Consider the following 16,360-nt stretch of genomic DNA (forward strand, 5'->3'; position numbering starts at 1 on the left):
AAAACTAAAATTCGGAACGGACAGCCAAACGGACAGAAGTCATGCCGCCAAGCCGACCATTATCGGTCAGCAAGCCCGATTTGACTGTGCGCGAATGCAGAGACCGGCCAACGCCATTGCCTCATATCGTGCCGGAAGGGGCTCAGGGCTGGAAATAGCGTTGCGCCCCCGGCTTGGTATAGGCCTTCAGCTCCTTGAACGGGACACTGACGCCGCTGCCAAGGCACACACCCATGGCATGGCCTATGCCTGAAATCACAAAGCTCATCTTGTCGGGCTTGTCGAACATCAGCGCCATGTACTGGGGCAGCAACTCGGTGCACTCCTTGTCATCCTCGGAATGCCGGTTCACGGCCTTGCTCAGAAAACGCGACAGCCGATCACCATACTCCAGCTTGTACTCGCCATATTTCACGTCCTTGAGCAGGCGGGTGAAGTCCATATAGCCGCCCCGCAGCAAGTCCAGCACAAAGGGGTCGTAATGATTGTTGGGGTGCGCGCCACCGCAACCGGTTGAACCGGACTCCACCACACTCATCAAGGCGCTTGAGAGGTAGGTCACCTTGATCGACTCGTTATTGAAGTCCCCCAGCGAGCCTGCCGCCGGGCCAGCGTTCTGGTAGATCGAGCCCACACAGGCCAGCGCCTCCAGACTCATGGCCCAGTGGCGCTGCTCCAGAACGGTATTGGTCTGCGCCAGAATTTTGCTATCCGGGTGACGCGTGAGGCGCGGATACCAGAACTGGGTACGCGCATCGCGCACCGGCCTCCAGGCCAGCGTGGGGCTGACCACCACTTCCTTGCCCTGCTCCAGCTTTTGCTCGGCCACTTTCAGATAGTCGTAGGGCGTGGCCTTTGCCGAGATGGCAACGCCCGATGCAATACCGCTGCCCGCACCTTGCACAATCGCCAACGTCACGGCCTCCACACCGAATGGCGCTATCTTTTCAGGGTCGTACTGCGCAATATGGGTAAGGGCTAGCGGCAGTTTTTTGCCGTGAATATCATCCAACCACTCACCAGCCAAAGCACTGCCTTGCTGGCGCAGTTGCCAAACAATGCGGCGCTGTTGGGAGTCGGTCAACACGGGAGGCTCGCCACCGCTTTCACGCGCCCAGTCGTTATTCAAAGGACGTGCCTCAGACAGCGCATTCAGCGAGCCCCGGAGTGGAATATCCACTCCATGCCGCAGATAGAAATAGCGCCCCTGGCGTTCACCACCCTCACCCGGCTTGCCCAGCTCCATCACCACCGCCGAGCCGCCCAGCGTGCCACGATAGACATCGACGGGCGCCGCTTGCGCACCCGCTGCCACCAAAAACAAAAAGGCTGGCGCCATGGGGCGCCAGCCTTTGAAGGAGTTTGCAATACCGACACCGCACTGAACAGGGAATAAACCGGTTTGAGTGCGACGGTACATGCTCAAGTCCTTAGTTCAGCTCTTCCTTGCGGATGCGGGTGATGGGAGCCAGCACCGTGGGCAAGCCCTGGATTTCGGCCAGGGCCTTGTCCATATCCCCTTCGCGCGTGTCGTGCGTGAGAATGATCAGATCGGTCTGGGTCGAGCCTTCGCCGCCCACTTCGTCGGCCTCGCGCTGCAGCACCGCATCGATGCTGATGCCGGCACCGGCCAGCAGGCCGGTGATCTTGGCCAGCACTCCGGCTTCGTCAGCCACGCGGATGCGCAGGTAGTAGCTGGTCACGACCTCGGCCATGGGCAGCACGGGCAGCTCGCTGCCGGCTGCAGCCAGGCTGCTGCTCTGGAAGGCCAGGGCAGGCACGCGGTGAGCAGGATCGGAGCCGTCCATGCGGGCGATATCCACCAGGTCGGCCACCACGGCGGAAGCGGTGGGCTCGGACCCGGCGCCCTTGCCGTAGTACAGCGTGGTGCCCACGGCATCGCCGTTCACCACCACGGCGTTCATCGCGCCTTCCACATTGGCGATCAGACGCTTGGAAGGAACCAGCGAGGGGTGCACACGCAGCTCGATGCCCTTGTCCGTGCGCTTGGTGATGCCCAGCAGCTTGATGCGGTAGCCCAGTTGCTCTGCGTAACGGATATCGGCACCGGCCAGCTTGGTGATGCCTTCAACATAGGCCTTGTCAAACTGCACGGGAATGCCGAAGGCAATCGCGCTCATCAGCGTGGCCTTGTGGGCAGCGTCCACACCCTCGATGTCGAAGGTGGGGTCGGCTTCGGCGTAGCCCAGACGCTGTGCTTCCTTGAGCACCACGTCGAAGTCCAGGCCCTTGTCGCGCATTTCGGACAGGATGAAGTTGGTCGTGCCGTTGATGATGCCGGCCACCCACTGGATGGAGTTGGCGGTCAGGCCTTCGCGCAAGGCCTTGATGATGGGAATGCCACCGGCCACGGCAGCTTCATAGGCCACCATCACGCCCTTCTCGGCTGCGGCCTTGAAGATTTCCGTACCGTGCACGGCCAGCAGAGCCTTGTTGGCGGTCACCACATGCTTGCCGGCCGCGATGGCTTCCAGCACCAGGGCCTTGGCAATGCCGTAGCCGCCGATCAGCTCGACCACCACATCAATATCGGGGTTGGCGATGACTTCACGTGCATCGCCGACCACCTTGACCTTGTCACCCACCACGCTCTTGGCGCGTTCGGTATCCAAGTCGGCGACCATGGTAATTTCAATGCCACGACCCGCACGACGGCGAATCTCGTCTTGGTTGCGTTCCAGCACATTGAAAGTACCGCTGCCTACGGTGCCAATGCCCAACAGGCCTACTTGGATGGGTTTCATAAGTTCTAAGGTCAAAAAAGCGCTGAAGCGCTCGAAAATCAGGCGCCACCAGCTATCAAAAAGATGTGTTACGCGGCTTTCTCAGCCTTGGCAGGCTTGAGTGCCTTTTCTGCCGGCACTGCCTTGGGCTTGTCCGTGCCATGGCGCTTGCGGTACTTCTCGAGGAAGGCTGCCAGCCGGTTGATGGCCTCGCGCAGATCTGCCTCATGCGGCAGGAACACGATGCGGAAGTGATCAGGCTCGGGCCAGTTGAAACCCGTGCCCTGCACCAGCATGACCTTGGTTTCCTGCAGCACTTCGAGGAAGAATTCCTGGTCGTCCTGGATAGGGTAGACGGCGGGATCGAGGCGCGGGAACATGTATAGCGCGCCCTGAGGCTTGACGCAGCTCACGCCGGGAATGGCGTTGATCAGCTCCCAGGCCAGATCGCGCTGCACACGCAGGCGACCGCCCTCCTGCACCAGGGCGTCGATGCTCTGGTGGCCGCCAAGCGCCGTCTGCACGGCCCACTGGCCGGGCACATTGGCGCACAGGCGCATGTTGGAGAGCATGTTCAGGCCCTCGATGTAATCCTTGGCGGGCTTTTTGTCGCCCGAAATCACCATCCAGCCGGCACGGTAGCCGCAGGAGCGGTAGGCCTTGGAGAGGGAATTGAAGGTGATGGTCAGCACATCGATGGACAGGCTGCCCAGCGGCGTGTGCTTGGCATCCTCGTACAGCACCTTGTCGTAGACCTCGTCTGCGAAGATGACCAGGCCATGTTCGCGCGCCAGCTCCACGATCTGCAGCAGCAGCTCCCTGGAGTACAGCGCACCCGTAGGATTGTTGGGGTTGATGACGACGATGCCCTTGGTGCGCGGCGTGATCTTGGCGCGGATGTCGTCCATATTGGGCATCCAGCCATTGGACTCGTCGCACATGTAATGCACGGGCGTGCCGCCGGACAGGCTGGTGGCAGCCGTCCACAACGGATAGTCGGGCGCAGGCAGCAGCATCTCGTCGCCATTGTCCAGCAGCGCGTTGGTGGCCAGGCTGATCAGTTCCGAAGCACCGTTGCCCAGATAGATGTCGTCCAGCGTCACGCCCTTGATGCCCTGGCGCTGGGTTTCATGCATCACGGCCTTGCGCGCCGCGAAAATGCCCTTGCTGTCAGAGTAGCCTGCCGAGTTGGGCAGGTTGCGGATCATGTCCTGCTGCACTTCCTCGGGAGCATCGAAGCCGAACACGGCCAGATTGCCGATATTGAGCTTAATGATCTTCTGGCCGTCGTCCTCCATCTTCTTCGCCGCGTCCATGATCGGCCCGCGGATGTCGTAACAGACGTTTGCTAACTTGGCGGATTTTTGAACGGTTTTCATGCGAATCAATGCAAAAGGATTTCAGGCACGCCAGGGCGCATTAAACGCCATGGTGAAACCTATAATTTAAGCACAGTTCCGCGCTGCAGCAATGTCCCCACCCTCTCTGTATGGAGACAGCAGCCATCGCACCCGTCCAGCGCGCCGATTGCGCACACTCTCCATCATGAAATTTCAGGCAGACAAATCCGATGCGCAAACCATCACCGGCTATGGCCCGGGCTGGATCGCGGTTGACAAGCAAAACCACGAAACCAGTCTGCTGGTCGGGGCCCGCGGCCTGCTGACCGAGTGGAACTGCGCCCGTTTCGAAGACCTGACGGCCGAGCATTTCGAGGAACTCGCCAAGCTGGATGCGGAAGTCGTCCTCTTTGGCAGCGGCAGCAAGAACCGCTTTCCACCCGTGGCCTGGCTCAAGCCGCTGATCGCCAAACGCATTGGCCTGGAGAGCATGGACACCGCCTCGGCCTGCCGTACCTATAACGTTCTGGCCAGCGAAGGCCGCAACGTAGTCGCAGCCCTGCTGCTAGCATAGACTTCTGAGCTTACATTGAGAGAAATACGTATTTCAGGGTAAAATCGCAGGTTGCGGTTGGGGGCGATCGATTGATAAAAACAAAAATACCACCGACGCCCTCGGCATTTCAACGAACACACCCGAGAGATACAAGCGCATGGCGATCGTTGTCAACAAACCACTCCCAGAATTTGAAGCCAACGCCACCGGCGGCGTCAAGGTGTCCAACACCTCGCACAACGGCCAGATTCTGATCCTGTATTTCTACCCCAAGGACAACACGCCGGGTTGTACCACGGAAGCAATGCAATTCCGCGATAAGTACAAGGATTTCGTGAAGGCTGGCGCCACCGTGTTCGGTGTGTCGCGCGACAACATGAACTCGCACAACGACTTCAAGGAAAAGCTGGAACTGCCGTTCGAGCTGATTGCCGACACCGAAGAAAAGATGTGCCACATGTTTGGCGTGGTCAAGAACAAGATCATGTACGGCAAGAAGGTCAAGGGCATCGAGCGCTCCACCTTCCTGATCGGCGCCGACGGCATCCTGATGCAAGAATGGCGCGGCCTGAAGGTCCCCGGCCACGTGGACGAAGTACTCAAGGCCGTCAAAAGCCTAAAGACTCAAGACAAGAAGGTGGCCTGAGCCTCGCCCGGGACTGAAACCTTGCAATCATCTACACGCAAAGTATTTCAAAGTCTTTAAACAAGGCAAAACAGGAAATACTGCTTCAGGCCCTCGGAGCCTATGCATAATGGGGCATGCCTCAGTGCTACGCAGTATTCTCTGTTCACCCCACCAAAGCCGCCTCGGTTTCCAGGCGGCTTTGTGCTTTTTGAATCTTGTTGAGAACGGTTCGTCCACTATGCCCCTGCCCCCCGCACCCGGCCACCGCGCCGCAAAGCTCTCCGCAGAAGCCTTTTCGTCCATCCGCAAGCCTGCCAAGCAGACTGCAGAACTTGACGAGGATCTGAACCCCTCCGACGGAGCCGCCCTGAGTGCGGCTCCTGAGCCCGCCCCTGCAGTCACCAAGTCCCGTCGCAGTGCCAGCAAGCCCACTGTCGCTGCAACTGCTGCAGCCAAAGCGCCGCGCAAGACCGCTGCCACAACCGCCGCTGCAGCACCTGCCAAACCCGCCGACGCGACTGCCAAGCCTGCTCGCCGCGCCCGCAATACGCGCACCGGCCCGACCACGCTGTTCGTGCTGGACACCAATGTGCTGCTGCATGACCCCAGCAGCCTGTTCCGCTTTGAAGAGCACGACATCTTCCTGCCCATGGTGGTGCTGGAAGAACTGGACAACCACAAAAAGGGCATGACCGAAGTGGCGCGCAACGGCCGCCAGGTCAGCCGCACCCTGGACTCCCTGGTTGCCTCCCAGCCCGCCGACGGTCTGGAAAAAGGCCTGCCGCTCAATGCCACGGGTCAGCGCAGCGCCACCGGCACGCTGTACTTCCAGACCAACCCTCTGGATGCATCCCTGCCCGAGAGCCTGCCACAGGGCAAGGCCGACAACCAGATTCTGGGCGTGGTCGCAGCCCTGCGCGAGCAGCACAAGGATCGCGAAGTCGTGCTGGTGTCCAAGGACATCAATATGCGCGTCAAGGCGCGCGCCCTGGGCCTGGCCGCCGAGGACTACCAGAACGACAAGGTGCTGGAAGACGGCGATCTGCTGTATTCGGGCGCACTGGCCCTGCCCCACGACTTCTGGGCCAAGGCCGGCAAGAATGTGGAGAGCTGGCAGGAAGGCGCCATCACCTACTACCGCGTCAGCGGCGCCATCGTCGACCAGTTGATGATCAACCAGTTCGTCTACTACGAAGCACCGGGCGAGCCCAGCCTCTATATGCGCGTGACCGAAATCCGCGACAAGACGGCCGTGCTCAAGACGCTGCGCGACTTCGGCAATCCCAAGAATGCCGTCTGGGGCGTGTCCACACGCAATCGCGAGCAGAACTTCGCCATGAACCTGCTGGTCAACCCCGAAGTGGACTTTGTCACACTGACAGGCACGGCAGGTACCGGCAAGACCCTGCTGGCCCTGGCCGCCGGCCTGGCCCAGGTGCTGGACGAGCGCCGCTACACCGAGATCATCATGACCCGCGCCACGGTGAGCGTGGGCGAGGACATCGGCTTCCTGCCCGGCACGGAAGAGGAAAAGATGGGCCCCTGGATGGGCGCCCTGGATGACAACCTGGAGTTCCTGGCCAAGGGCGACGGCGGCAATGCCGGCGAGTGGGGGCGCGCCGCCACCAACGAGCTGATCCGCAGCCGCATCAAGATCAAGAGCATGAACTTCATGCGCGGTCGCACGTTTCTGAACAAATACGTCATCATCGACGAGGCCCAGAACCTGACCCCCAAGCAGATGAAGACCTTGATCACACGTGCCGGCCCCGGCACCAAGATCATCTGCATGGGCAATCTGGCCCAGATCGACACGCCCTACCTGACAGAAGGCAGCTCGGGCCTGACCTATGTGGTGGACCGTTTCAAGGGCTGGCCCCATAGCGGCCATATCACGCTGGCGCGCGGCGAACGCTCGCGCCTGGCAGACTTCGCCAGCGAGGTGCTGTAAGTGGCGAGCTGGATCGCGGCACTCAAGCTCGTGCCCTGGGGCGAGGTCATCAAGGCCACGCCTCAGGTGGTGAAGGCCGCCCAGGGCATGCTCAAGAAGAAAGAAGCCCAGGCCGAAGCGCGCGAGCAGGACGCCAGCGCGCAAAGCGCTGCGCAGCGCATTTCGCCACCGGCCTCCGCCGGCGAGCAGGCTCTGCTGCTGATCCAGCAGCAGGAGGAGCGCATCACCCAGCTCGAGCAATCGCAGCGCCAGTCACTGGAGATCATCGAGAAGCTGGCCCAGCAAAATGCCCAGATCGTCGCAACCGTGGGCGCGCTGCGCACAGGTGCACAGCGCCTGGCCTGGGCCTGCGGCGTGCTGGGACTGTGCGTGATCGGTCTTGGCGTCTACCTGTTCAGCCGCTAACCCCGCAGCTGCTCAAAAAACAAAGCCCGCAAGGTCTGTGCCTTGCGGGCTTTTCTTATACCCTTCAATTTGATAGCTGGCAGCGCTTGATATTCATAGCTTTCATATTCATAGAGTTATGAAATCCTCATCCAACAAGCCTTAGCAGCTATGATTTTTAGTATTCATCCGTGCCGTAGCCCTGCGCCAGGTTCTCGAAACGCGTCTGGTTCTTCTGGAAGAAGAGCTTCACCGTCCCCGTCGGCCCGTTACGCTGCTTGCCGATGATGACCTCGGCAATATTGGGCTCCTTGCTCTCTTTGTTGTAGTAGTCGTCGCGGTAGATGAACATGATGATGTCCGCGTCCTGCTCGATGGCGCCCGATTCGCGCAGGTCGGACATCATGGGGCGCTTGTCGGTACGCTGCTCCACCGAGCGGTTGAGCTGGGACAGCGCAATCACCGGACATTGCAGCTCCTTGGCCAGCATCTTCAAACCCCGCGAGATTTCGCCCAGCTCGGTCGCGCGGTTGTCGGAACTGGCGGCAGATCCCGATCCGCTCATCAGTTGCAGGTAGTCAACCACGATCAGGCCCAGCTTGCCGCACTGGCGCGCCAGACGACGCGCATTGGCACGCAGCTCGGTTGGAGACAGGCCCGGCGTTTCGTCGATATGCAGCGACACGGTGCGCAGGCGCTCGATGGCCTCGGTCAGACGCGGCCACTCGTCGTCGCTGAGCTTGCCGGTACGCAGATTGCCCTGGTTGACGCGGCCGATGGAGCCGACGATACGAACCGCCAGCTGGGCCGCGCCCATTTCCATGGAGAAGATGGCGACCGGCAAGCCCTCATTAAGCGCCACATGCTCGGCAATATTCACGGCAAACGAGGTCTTGCCCATGGAGGGACGCGCCGCCAGCACCACCATGTCGCCGGCCTGCAGGCCCGAGGTCATGCGATCCAGATCGACAAAGCCCGTGGGCACGCCGGTCACATCCATGGGGTTGTCGGCCATCTCCTGGACCCGGTCCAGCAGGTCCACCACCAGCGAATCCAGCGACTGGAAACCCTGCTTGTTGCGCGCTCCCTCCTCGCCGATCGCCATGATCTTCTGCTCGGCTTCGTCGAGGATGCGCTCCACGGTCTTGCCCTGCGGATTGAAGGCATTGGTCGCGATGTCGTCGCTGGCCGTGACCAGCTTGCGCAAGATGGCGCGCTCGCGCACGATTTCCGCATAGCGGCGGATATTGCTGGCACTGGGCACATACTGCGCCAGCTGGTTCAGGTACATCAGGCCGCCGATTTCCTCGGCCTTGCCCATGCCCTGCAGATGCTCATAAACCGTGATCACGTCGGCCGGCTTGCTTGCATTGATCAGCTTGCCGATGGCTTCGTAGATCAGCTTGTGCTCGTGCCGGTAGAAGTCGCCGTCGCCAAGCAGATCACCAACGCGCTCCCAGGCATTGTTGTCCAGCAGCAGACCGCCGAGCACCGAAGATTCCGACTCCATGGAGTGCGGCGGCACACGCAGTTGCGCCACCTGCTGATCGGCAGTGGGAACCGGGGCGAATGCATCATCTTGCAGATCAAGCGGGGGCATTACTGACGACATGAGACTCCTAGAGACAAGTCCTCCATCGTAGCGGGAGGCGGTGGCGACGTCACGGCGGGTGACGATAAAAACGCTGGCGAGACAAACAATTACCAGAAAACAAAAAACCGCCCGAAGGCGGCTTTTTGCCAATTCAGAACAGAGCCTGAATTAGGAGTGGTCGCCGTACACGGAGACGGCCACTTCTGCAGCCACGTCGGTGTGCAGAGCCACCACCACAGTGGCATCGCCAACGGTCTTGATGGGGCCGTTGGGCATGCGCACTTGCGACTTGTTCACTGCGAAACCGGCCTTGACCAGTTCTTCAGCGATGTCGGCGTTGGTGATGGAACCAAACAGACGACCGTCAACGCCAGCCTTCTGAGTGATCTTCACGTTCACGCCGTTGAGCTTTTCGCTCAGTTCTTGAGCGGCAGCCAGCTTCTCGGCGGCAGCCTTTTCCAGCTCAGCGCGCTTGGCTTCGAATTCAGCCTTGGCAGCAGCTGTTGCACGACGTGCAGCGCCGGAGGGGATCAGGAAGTTACGAGCGTAACCGTCCTTAACCTTGACGATATCGCCCAGGTTACCCAGGTTCACAACCTTTTCGAGCAGAATGATTTGCATAGTCGTGCTCCTTAGATCTTGTGCTGGTCAGAGTAGGGCAGCATAGCCAGGAAGCGAGCGCGCTTGATGGCTGTGTTCAGCTGACGCTGGTAGATGGCGCGCGTGCCGGTCAGGCGTGCGGGCACAATCTTGCCGTTTTCGGCGATGAAGTCACGCAGGGTGTCGACATCCTTGTAGTCGATTTCTTCGACGCCGGCGACTGTGAAGCGGCAGAAACGCTTGCGCTTGAACAGCAGCGACTGGGTGTTGCGCTTAGGACGCTTGTCCTTGTTGAATTTCTTGAACGTGGCCATTGCTGGACCTCTTGAAAATTAATTTTGTTGAATATCCTGAATGTGTAAAACCAGCATCTTGCTATTGCGCGGCGTGGCCAGAAAACCTTGAAAGGTCCATTGACTACCGGGTGCTTGGCGGGCCAGCTTTTCAGCCAGGGCGCCAAAGGCAACAGCCTTGACAGATGCATTCACGTTGCGCGCACTGCCCAGCTCTTGTTGCTGCGAACTGTGTTCAATTCGCAAATCCAGGGCCGGCAATCCGGCGGGCGTGTAGCGCAAAGCAGCTTGCTCTACGAGAAGGCCCGTCAATACAACGCGGTTTTCCACTCCTTCAGTGTCTGATGCTATTAAGCGTGCTCAGCCTGGTTGGCCTTGCGGGCTTCTTCGCGCTCAACGCTCTTCATCATGGCGGAAGCAGCTGTTTCAGCCTTCTTCTTCTGCACAGTCAGGTGACGCAGCACGGCATCGTTGAACTTGAAGGCGTGTTCCAGTTCAGCCATCACAGCCTGGTCGGCTTCGATGTTCAGGCACAGGTAGTGAGCCTTAGCGAGCTTGTTGATCATGTAAGCCAGCTGACGACGGCCCCAATCTTCTTCGCGATGCACCTTGCCGCCACCAGCGGCAATCATGCCCTTGTAGCGCTCCAGCATCGCGGGAACTTGTTCGCTTTGATCCGGATGGATCAACAAAATGATTTCGTAATGACGCATAACGACTCCTTTTGGGTAAACGCCGCCCACTGCGTCTGTAGCGGTGCGGCAAGGCAAAACGTGAGATTCTAGCCGAGTGGCAGACTATCTGTACACTCTGGGGCCTATAAACCTGCGATTAGCATTGGTCAATCAAGGCGAGATGTCTTGAAATCACAAGTACTCACTCCCCTGGAATGTCCCGCAAATGCTGCAGACTCACCCCATCCGCTGCGCCCGTCGCCCTTTGTTGAGCGGCACGGGTCTTGAAATAGACCTGGCGGAGCGCATCTGGCAGACAGATTGTCTTAAGTTTTGAGAAACCTTCACCAACTATGACCGAGAACCACAACCCCAACACCATCAACGACGCCAGCCCCGAGGAACTGGAAGCGGCCCTGGCAGCCAATGCGTCGGACGAACTGGGACGTCTGCAGGCCGAGCTGGAAGAACTCAAGGCCAAGAGCGCCGATCTGGCCGACCAATACCTGCGTGCCAAGGCCGACGCCGAAAACATGCGCCGTCGCGCCGAAGAAGAGGTCGCCAAGGCACGCAAGTTCGGCATCGAGAGCTTTGCAGAAAGCCTGCTGCCCGTGATCGACAGCCTGGACGCGGCCCTGTCCATCCAGAACGCCACGCCCGAACAGCTGCGCGAAGGCTCGGACGCCACGCTACGCCAGCTGAATTCGGCCCTGGAACGCAACAAGGTGCTGGCCATCAATCCCGCTGCGGGCGAGAAGTTCGACCCTCACCACCACCAGGCCATCTCCATGGTTCCCGCCGACCAGCCCGCCAACACCGTGGTTGCCGTGCTGCAAAAGGGCTATGTGATCGCCGACCGCATCCTGCGCCCCGCGCTGGTGACCGTTGCCCAGGGCTGAGCCGGCTAGACACCCCAAAAAAACAACCGTCAGGGCAAAAAATAGTAAGTGACGGCTCTTGAAGCCGGCCACTACGCCCACAAGTGACGAATCAAGCAAACATTCAACAGATTACGGAGAGAATTATGGGAAAAATCATCGGTATTGACCTGGGTACCACCAACAGCTGCGTCGCCATCATGGAGGGTAACAACACCCGCGTGATCGAGAACAGCGAAGGTGCCCGCACCACCCCCTCCATCGTTGCCTATCAAGAAGACGGCGAAATCCTGGTCGGTGCATCCGCCAAGCGCCAGGCCGTCACCAACCCCAAAAACACCATCTACGCTGCCAAGCGCCTGATCGGCCGCAAGTTCGCCGAAGCCGAGGTGCAAAAGGACATCGACCTGATGCCCTTCCAGATCGTCAAGGCCGACAACGGCGACGCCTGGGTGCAAGTGCGCGACCAGAAGCTGGCCCCTCCCCAGATCAGCGCCGAAGTGCTGCGCAAGATGAAGAAGACCGCCGAGGACTTCCTGGGCGAAGCCGTGACCGAGGCCGTCATCACCGTGCCCGCCTACTTCAACGACGCACAGCGCCAGGCCACCAAGGACGCCGGCCGCATCGCGGGTCTGGAAGTCAAGCGCATCATCAATGAACCTACCGCTGCTGCCCTGGCCTTCGGCCTGGACAAGGTGGGCAAGGGCGACCGCAAGGTGGCCGTGTATGACCTGGGCGGCGGCACGTTCGACGTCTCCATCATCGAAATCGCCGACGTGGACGGCGAAAAGCAGTTCGAAGTGCTGTCGACCAACGGCGACACCTTCCTGGGCGGCGAAGATTTCGACCAGCGCATCATCAACTACATCATCGACGAGTTCAAGAAGGAACAAGGCGTTGACCTGTCCAAGGACGTGCTGGCCCTGCAGCGCCTGAAGGAAGCTGCCGAAAAGGCCAAGATCGAGCTGTCCAACTCCGCACAGACCGACATCAACCTGCCCTACATCACCGCCGATGCCACAGGCCCCAAGCACCTGAACATCAAGCTGACCCGCGCCAAGCTGGAGTCGCTGGTGGACGATCTGATCGAGCGCACGATTGCACCTTGCCGCACCGCCATCAAGGATGCAGGCATCTCCGTGTCCGACATCCACGACGTGATCCTGGTCGGCGGCATGAGCCGCATGCCCAAGGTGCAGGAAAAGGTCAAGGAATTCTTCGGCAAGGATCCCCGCAAGGATGTGAACCCCGACGAAGCCGTGGCCGTGGGCGCTGCCGTGCAAGGCCAGGTGCTGGGTGGCGAGCGCTCCGACGTGCTGCTGCTGGACGTGACTCCCCTGTCTCTGGGTATCGAAACCCTGGGCGGCGTCATGACCAAGATGATCAGCAAGAACACGACCATTCCCACCAAGTTCGCGCAGACCTTCTCCACGGCTGAAGACAACCAGCCTGCCGTGACCATCAAGGTGTTCCAGGGCGAGCGCGAGATCGCCAGCGCCAACAAGATGCTGGGCGAGTTCAACCTGGAAGGCATTCCGCCCGCAGGTCGTGGTGTGCCCCAGATCGAAGTGACCTTCGACATCGACGCCAACGGCATCCTGAACGTGTCCGCCAAGGACAAGGCTTCCGGCAAGGAAAACAAGATCACCATCAAGGCGAACTCTGGCCTGTCGGAAGAAGAAATCCAGAACATGGTCAAGGATGCTGAGCTGAACGCAGCCGACGACAAGAAGAAGCTGGAGCTGGTGACCGCAAAGAACCAGGGCGAAGCCGCTGTTCACAGCGTCAACAAGAGCCTGGCCGAGCATGGCGACAAGCTGGATGCCGCCGAAAAGAGCGCCATCGAAACTGCCGTCAAGGAGCTGGAAGAAGCGCTCAAGGGCGAGGACAAGGACGCCATCGACGCCAAGACAACGGCCTTGATGACGGCCAGCCAGAAGCTGGGCGAGAAGATGTATGCCGACGCACAGGCCGCTGGCGGTGCCGAAGCTGCTGCTGCCGCAGCAGGTGCCTCCGCCGGTGCCGGCGCATCGGCTGCCGCTGACGACAACGTGGTTGACGCCGAAGTCAAGGAAGTCAAGAAGGACTAAGCGCGGGCAGGTCCTGGCCTCAAACCATTGACCGCTTGCCGCCGCGCCGGGCTCTCAGGAGCTGGCGCGGCGTTCCTGTTCCATCCGACCGAAAACTCACATGTCCAAACGTGACTACTATGAAGTTCTGGGCGTTGCCAAAAGCGCCTCGGACGATGACATCAAGAAGGCCTATCGCAAGCTGGCGATGAAGTTCCACCCTGACCGCAATCAGGGCGAGAAGGCCAAGGAAGCCGAGGAAAAGTTCAAGGAGGTCAAAGAGGCCTACGAGATGCTTTCCGACAGCCAGAAGCGCGCGGCCTACGACCAGTACGGCCATGCCGGCGTGGATCCCAATCGCGGCATGGGCGGCGGCGAGGGCTTTGGCGGCTTTGCCGAGGCCTTTGGCGACATCTTTGGCGATATGTTCAACGGTGGCGGCCGCGGCGGTCGCGGCGGCCGTCAGGTCTACCGCGGCAACGACCTCAGCTATTCCATGGAAATCACCCTGGAAGAGGCTGCCAAGGGCAAGGATGCCCAGATCCGCATTCCAAGCTGGGACAGCTGCGACACCTGCAGCGGCAGCGGCGCCAAGCCCGGCACCAGCACCAAGACCTGCACCACCTGCAACGGCATGGGCACAGTACAGATGCGCCAGGGCTTTTTCAGCGTGCAGCAGACCTGCCCGCACTGCCGCGGCACAGGCAAGATCATCCCCGAGCCCTGCACATCCTGCGGCGGCCAGGGCAAGGTCAAGCGCCAGAAGACGCTGGAAGTGAAGATTCCCGCCGGCATCGACGACGGCATGCGCATCCGCTCGGCCGGCAACGGAGAGCCCGGCACCAATGGCGGCCCGGCAGGCGACCTCTATATCGAGATTCGCGTCAAGGACCACGACATCTTCGAGCGCGACGGTGACGATCTGCACTGCAATGTGCCCGTGAGCTTCATCACCGCCGCTCTGGGCGGCGAGATCGAAGTGCCCACGCTGCAAGGCAAGGCGGCGATCGACATCCCTGAAGGCACGCAAGCCGGCAAGCAGTTCCGCCTGCGCGGCAAGGGCATCAAGGGCATTCGCTCCAGCTACCCCGGTGATCTGTACTGCCACATCGTGGTGGAGACTCCGGTCAAGCTCACCGAGTACCAGCGCAAGCTGCTCAAGGATCTGGACGAATCGCTCAAGAAGGGTGGCTCCAAGCATTCGCCCAGCGGCGAAAGCTGGACGGACCGCCTGAAGAGTTTCTTCAGCTAGGCTCCTGCACCCAACAAAAAGCCCATCGGCAGTGCCTGATGGGCTTTTTTTCATGGCTCGCCAATCACTCCTTGGCGGGCTTCCAGTTGCGCACCTCGCGCTGCACCTTCAGCCGCTCTGCGGGGCCCAATGCCTGCTCGGCCGTCTGCATGCGGCTCTGCAGCGAGGGATCCTTGGCATGAGCGATAGCCAGCCAGAAATAGGCCTTGCCCATGTCTTTCTGCACGCCCTGACCGCTGACATACATGGCTGCCAGATTCGACTGTGCCAGGGTGTAGCCCTGCTTGGCGGCGCGATCGAACCAGCGCGCCGCCTGGCCTGCATCCTGCGGCACGCCCTGGCCGTTGGCATAGAGAAAACCCAGAGACGACTGAGCCGCCGCATTGCCCTGACCGGCGGACTTCTCCAGCCACCGCGCCGCGCGCGTCAGATCCTGCGGCACCAGCGCGCCTACGGCATAGATCATGCCGGTGTTGTACTGGGCGTCGGCATGGCCTTTCTCGGCCGCCTGTTCAAACCACTGCAGGGCGGCCCGGCCATCCTCCTTGACGCCCCGGCCGCTTGAGAGCATCACTCCCAGGCTGTACTGGCCTGCAGCCTCGCCACTTTTGGCCGAACGCTCGAACCATTGCACGGCCTGCGCATCATCGGCCGCCACGCCGCGGCCCTCGGCATACATCAGACCCAGATTGTTCTGCGCAATGCCGTCGCCCTGCTCTGCCGCCTTGCGATACCAGCTCACGGCCTGCACTTCGTCCAGAGTCACACCCCGCCCGTTGGCGTAGAGCACTCCCAGGTCGGATTGCGCAGGTGCATAGCCCTGGTCGGCCGACTGGCGATACCAGTGCACGGCCTGTGCCAGATCCTGATTCACACCTTTGCCAAAACGGTAGCGCGAGCCCAGCAGATACTGGGCCTTGGCGTCGCCCGTCTGTGCTGCTGCACGCATGGCGGCCAGTTCCTTGGCATCTTCGGCCTGATTGTTCCTGGCCTCCGGCGTCCAATGCTCACGACCCAGCGGAGCTGCCGCTGCCGCACCTGCTGCCGCAGCACCAGCGACCGCTGCATTGCGGCCGGTGCGCCCTTTTTTACCGGCCTTGCCGGCGGACTTGGCCGATGAAGATTTGGCGGCACCTGCAGTCGTGCTCTTGGTGGACTTGGACGATTTGGCTGGCGCGGCCGCACTGGACTTGGCCGGGGTCTTGCCTTTGGCCACAGCTGGCAAGGCAGTGCCGCCCAGCGCCAGCGCAGTTGCCAGCAGGCAAACCTGACCCCAGCAACGGCTGCGGTGCAAGAGGAGCGACCCCGAAGCCATAGCTGGCAACTCGGAAGGCTCACTGTCGGACATCGGATGATTGGGAACTCTCATGACTCACATTTTTGCAGCGAATAGCGTC

General features: G+C 60.7%; 16 protein-coding genes. 7 read left to right on the forward strand and 9 right to left on the reverse strand.

The window, feature by feature from the left end; genetic code table 11:
• Positions 1-142: 142 nt before the first annotated feature.
• The 3 genes from Cth01_RS00910 to Cth01_RS00920 form a co-directional block, all read right to left on the reverse strand.
• Positions 143-1,339 (reverse strand): hypothetical protein, encoded by a 1,197-nt coding sequence (locus tag Cth01_RS00910; RefSeq protein ID WP_045838324.1) that lies wholly within the window; start codon positions 1,337-1,339, stop codon positions 143-145.
• Positions 1,340-1,430: 91 nt separating this feature from the next.
• Entirely contained in the window at positions 1,431-2,765 is a 1,335-nt protein-coding gene (locus Cth01_RS00915; RefSeq protein WP_003064309.1) for a homoserine dehydrogenase, read from the reverse strand.
• Between the two features lie 68 nt (positions 2,766-2,833).
• Positions 2,834-4,123: a pyridoxal phosphate-dependent aminotransferase gene (locus tag Cth01_RS00920; protein WP_003057902.1), complete on the reverse strand. Its 1,290-nt coding sequence runs from the start codon at positions 4,121-4,123 to the stop codon at positions 2,834-2,836.
• Between the two features lie 166 nt (positions 4,124-4,289).
• On the opposite strand from Cth01_RS00920, the gene Cth01_RS00925 reads away from it, so the two are divergent.
• From Cth01_RS00925 to Cth01_RS00940, 4 genes are all read left to right on the forward strand, one after another.
• On the forward strand, positions 4,290-4,658 hold the full coding sequence (locus tag Cth01_RS00925) for an Mth938-like domain-containing protein (RefSeq protein ID WP_003064306.1): 369 nt from the start codon (positions 4,290-4,292) through the stop codon (positions 4,656-4,658).
• Positions 4,659-4,797: 139 nt separating this feature from the next.
• On the forward strand, positions 4,798-5,286 hold the full coding sequence (locus Cth01_RS00930) for a peroxiredoxin (protein ID WP_003057908.1): 489 nt from the start codon (positions 4,798-4,800) through the stop codon (positions 5,284-5,286).
• Positions 5,287-5,506: 220 nt separating this feature from the next.
• On the forward strand, positions 5,507-7,219 hold the full coding sequence (locus tag Cth01_RS00935; protein WP_045838325.1) for a PhoH family protein: 1,713 nt from the start codon (positions 5,507-5,509) through the stop codon (positions 7,217-7,219).
• On the forward strand, positions 7,220-7,624 hold the full coding sequence (locus tag Cth01_RS00940) for a hypothetical protein (RefSeq protein ID WP_045838326.1): 405 nt from the start codon (positions 7,220-7,222) through the stop codon (positions 7,622-7,624).
• Positions 7,625-7,781: 157 nt separating this feature from the next.
• Here the strand turns inward: Cth01_RS00940 and dnaB are convergent, their stop codons facing one another.
• The 5 genes from dnaB to rpsF all read right to left on the reverse strand — a co-directional run bounded on the left by dnaB (position 7,782) and on the right by rpsF (position 10,803).
• Positions 7,782-9,215 (reverse strand): replicative DNA helicase, encoded by a 1,434-nt coding sequence (dnaB, locus tag Cth01_RS00945; RefSeq protein WP_034359740.1) that lies wholly within the window; start codon positions 9,213-9,215, stop codon positions 7,782-7,784.
• 150 nt (positions 9,216-9,365) lie between these two features.
• Complete coding sequence (gene rplI / locus Cth01_RS00950; protein ID WP_003064296.1) at positions 9,366-9,818, reverse strand: 50S ribosomal protein L9; 453 nt, start codon at positions 9,816-9,818, stop codon at positions 9,366-9,368.
• 11 nt (positions 9,819-9,829) lie between these two features.
• The gene (gene rpsR / locus Cth01_RS00955; RefSeq protein WP_003057920.1) at positions 9,830-10,111 is read right to left on the reverse strand and encodes a 30S ribosomal protein S18; all 282 of its coding nucleotides are present in this window, start codon (positions 10,109-10,111) and stop codon (positions 9,830-9,832) included.
• Between the two features lie 18 nt (positions 10,112-10,129).
• Positions 10,130-10,420 carry a primosomal replication protein N gene (gene priB / locus Cth01_RS00960; RefSeq protein WP_003064293.1) on the reverse strand — a complete coding sequence of 97 codons (291 nt, stop codon included), beginning with the start codon at positions 10,418-10,420 and terminating at the stop codon, positions 10,130-10,132.
• Between the two features lie 20 nt (positions 10,421-10,440).
• On the reverse strand, positions 10,441-10,803 hold the full coding sequence (gene rpsF / locus Cth01_RS00965) for a 30S ribosomal protein S6 (RefSeq protein ID WP_003064289.1): 363 nt from the start codon (positions 10,801-10,803) through the stop codon (positions 10,441-10,443).
• Positions 10,804-11,117: 314 nt separating this feature from the next.
• Here rpsF and grpE point away from each other — a divergent pair, with 314 nt between their 5' ends.
• The 3 genes from grpE to dnaJ all read left to right on the forward strand — a co-directional run bounded on the left by grpE (position 11,118) and on the right by dnaJ (position 14,963).
• Positions 11,118-11,663, forward strand: a complete 546-nt coding sequence (gene grpE, locus Cth01_RS00970) for a nucleotide exchange factor GrpE (RefSeq protein ID WP_045838327.1) — start codon at positions 11,118-11,120, stop codon at positions 11,661-11,663.
• 125 nt (positions 11,664-11,788) lie between these two features.
• Positions 11,789-13,732 carry a molecular chaperone DnaK gene (gene dnaK / locus Cth01_RS00975; protein WP_003064285.1) on the forward strand — a complete coding sequence of 648 codons (1,944 nt, stop codon included), beginning with the start codon at positions 11,789-11,791 and terminating at the stop codon, positions 13,730-13,732.
• 100 nt (positions 13,733-13,832) lie between these two features.
• On the forward strand, positions 13,833-14,963 hold the full coding sequence (dnaJ, locus tag Cth01_RS00980) for a molecular chaperone DnaJ (protein WP_003064279.1): 1,131 nt from the start codon (positions 13,833-13,835) through the stop codon (positions 14,961-14,963).
• Positions 14,964-15,027: 64 nt separating this feature from the next.
• Here the strand turns inward: dnaJ and Cth01_RS00985 are convergent, their stop codons facing one another.
• The gene (locus Cth01_RS00985; protein ID WP_082085623.1) at positions 15,028-16,332 is read right to left on the reverse strand and encodes a tetratricopeptide repeat protein; all 1,305 of its coding nucleotides are present in this window, start codon (positions 16,330-16,332) and stop codon (positions 15,028-15,030) included.
• Positions 16,333-16,360: the final 28 nt, after the last annotated feature.

Origin of the sequence: Comamonas thiooxydans, assembly GCF_000964545.1 — a bacterium.
GTDB lineage: Bacteria > Pseudomonadota > Gammaproteobacteria > Burkholderiales > Burkholderiaceae_C > Comamonas > Comamonas thiooxydans.